The organism is Pseudomonas agronomica, assembly GCF_025917275.1.
GTDB classification, from domain to species: domain Bacteria; phylum Pseudomonadota; class Gammaproteobacteria; order Pseudomonadales; family Pseudomonadaceae; genus Aquipseudomonas; species Aquipseudomonas agronomica.
Map to the genome: position 1 here is coordinate 1 of NZ_JAOSHO010000679.1, position 2208 is coordinate 2208.

Below are 2208 nucleotides of genomic sequence, written 5' to 3' on the forward strand. Positions count from 1 at the left end.
TATTTCCGCGAGCCTCAGACCTGGGTGGTCCGCAGCTTCTCGCTACGCCCACGCAACCACTCCAGCGTCAGCAGCAGGATCACCGAGAAGGCAATCAACAGCGTCGCCGCCGCGGCGATGGTGGGGCTGAGGTTTTCGCGGATGCCGCTGAACATCTGCCGTGGCAACGTTGCCTGCTCGGGGCCGGCCAGGAACAGGGTCACCACCACCTCGTCGAACGACGTCGCGAAAGCGAACAGCGCTCCAGAGATCACGCCCGGCGCGATCAACGGCAGGGTTACCCTACGAAACGCCGTCAATGGCGACGCCCCGAGGCTTGCGGCCGCCCGGACCAGGTTATGGTTGAACCCCTGCAACGTCGCCGAGACGGTAATGATGACGAACGGCACGCCCAGCACGGCATGGACGATGATCAGGGAGAAGAAGCTGTTACCCATGCCCAGTGGTGCGAAAAACAGGTAGCTCGCCACGCCGATGATCACCACCGGCACCACCATCGGGGAAATCACCAGCGCCATCACCAACGCCTTGCCAGGGAAATCGCCGCGAGTCAGTCCGATGGCGGCCAATGTGCCAAACACCATCGCCAACAGCGTCGCTGCCGGGGCGACGATGATGCTGTTCTTCAGGGCCCGCATCCATTCCGCCGAAGCGAAGAAATCGTGGTACCACTGCAGCGAAAAACCTTGCAGCGGGTAAACCAGGAAGCTGCCGGAGTTGAACGACAACGGGATGATCACCAGTACCGGCAGGATCAGGAACAACAGGATCAGCCCGCAGAGTATGCGCAAGCTGTAGAACCACACCCGCTCGACGGGGGACATGTAAGGACTCAGCATTTCAGATCTCCCCTTAGCTCAGGCGCAGGCGACTGGCGCCCACCAGCCAGCTGTAAATCAGATAAAGCACGATGGTCGCGAGCAACAGCAGCCCGCCGAGCGCCGTGGCCATGCCCCAGTTGATGCTGGTGTTGGTGTAGAACGCGACGAAGTAACTGACCATCTGATCGTTCGGGCTGCCCAACAGCGCCGGGGTGATGTAGTAGCCGATGGCAAGGATGAATACCAACAGGCAACCGGCGCCGACACCGGCATAGGTCTGGGGAAAGTAGACCCGCCAGAAACTGGCGAACGGGTGGCAGCCCAGGGAAATCGCGGCACGCATGTAGGTGGGCGAGATGCCCTTCATCACGCTGTAGATCGGCAGGATCATGAACGGCAGCAGGATATGGACCATCGAGATGTAGACGCCGGTGCGGTTGAACACCAGCTCCAGCGGTTTATCGATGACGCCCATGGCCATCAACGCGCTGTTGATCAACCCACCGGACTGCAGCAGCACGATCCACGCCGCCACTCGCACCAGGATCGAAGTCCAGAACGGCAGCAGCACCAGGATCATCAACAGGTTGCTCTGGCGCGACGGCAGGTTCGCCAGCAGATAGGCCAATGGATAGGCAAGGACCAGGCAAATCGCGGTGATGACCAGGCCCATCCAGAAAGTACGGGTGAAGATGTCCAGGTAGATCGCCTGGTCGGGGGTGGCCGGTGCCAGTTCGCCAAGATCGTCGATGCGGTGGTCGACAGCCGCCAACAGATAATAAGGTGTGACGTTACTGGTGTTGCGGCGGATCACTTGCCAGTACGCCGGATCGCCCCAGCGTTCGTCGAGGCCTTCCAACGCCTCTTTATAAGAGGCGGGCTCAGTCGCGAACGGCAGCGCCCGGGCCGTTTTGGTCAGCAGGCTGCGATAGCCTGCCGATTCCATGTTCAGTCGCTTGGACAAGTCGCCCAAGGTTTGATTTTTGCGGGCTTCAGCCAGGTCTTCGCTGGCAGCCTTGTATACCGGCTCGCCGGGCAAACCGCGTCCGTCCCACGTAGCCACTGCAGCGACCGTGCGCGGCATGGCGCTGACCACTTCCGGGTTGCTGACGCTTTTGAACAGCAGCGCGACGATCGGCACCAGGAACACCAGCAATAGAAACAGCACCAGCGGCGCGATCAGGGCCTGGGCCTTCCAGCGGTTGACCCGCTCGGCGCGCTTGAGCCGCTGCTTGAGGGTGGGGCTGGTGCCCGCGTTCAGTGGAACGGCGATGGCCATGGCGAACTCCGCAAATCTTTTTATCGTTACAGGGGCGGCGGGGCCGCCTCTGTTCTGTTGAAACACCCGGGTCGATGAAAGAGCCTGTGGGAGCGAGCTTGCTCGCGA

The 2208-nt window shown here is 61.4% G+C and carries 2 protein-coding genes; both read right to left on the bottom strand.

Annotated elements, in window-relative coordinates; translation table 11 throughout:
• Positions 1–14: 14 nt before the first annotated feature.
• Entirely contained in the window at positions 15–839 is an 825-nt protein-coding gene (locus tag OC610_RS26105) for an ABC transporter permease (protein WP_181287200.1), read from the bottom strand.
• 13 nt (positions 840–852) lie between these two features.
• The gene (locus OC610_RS26110; RefSeq protein ID WP_264431950.1) at positions 853–2100 is read right to left on the bottom strand and encodes an ABC transporter permease; all 1248 of its coding nucleotides are present in this window, start codon (positions 2098–2100) and stop codon (positions 853–855) included.
• Positions 2101–2208 lie beyond the last annotated feature (108 nt).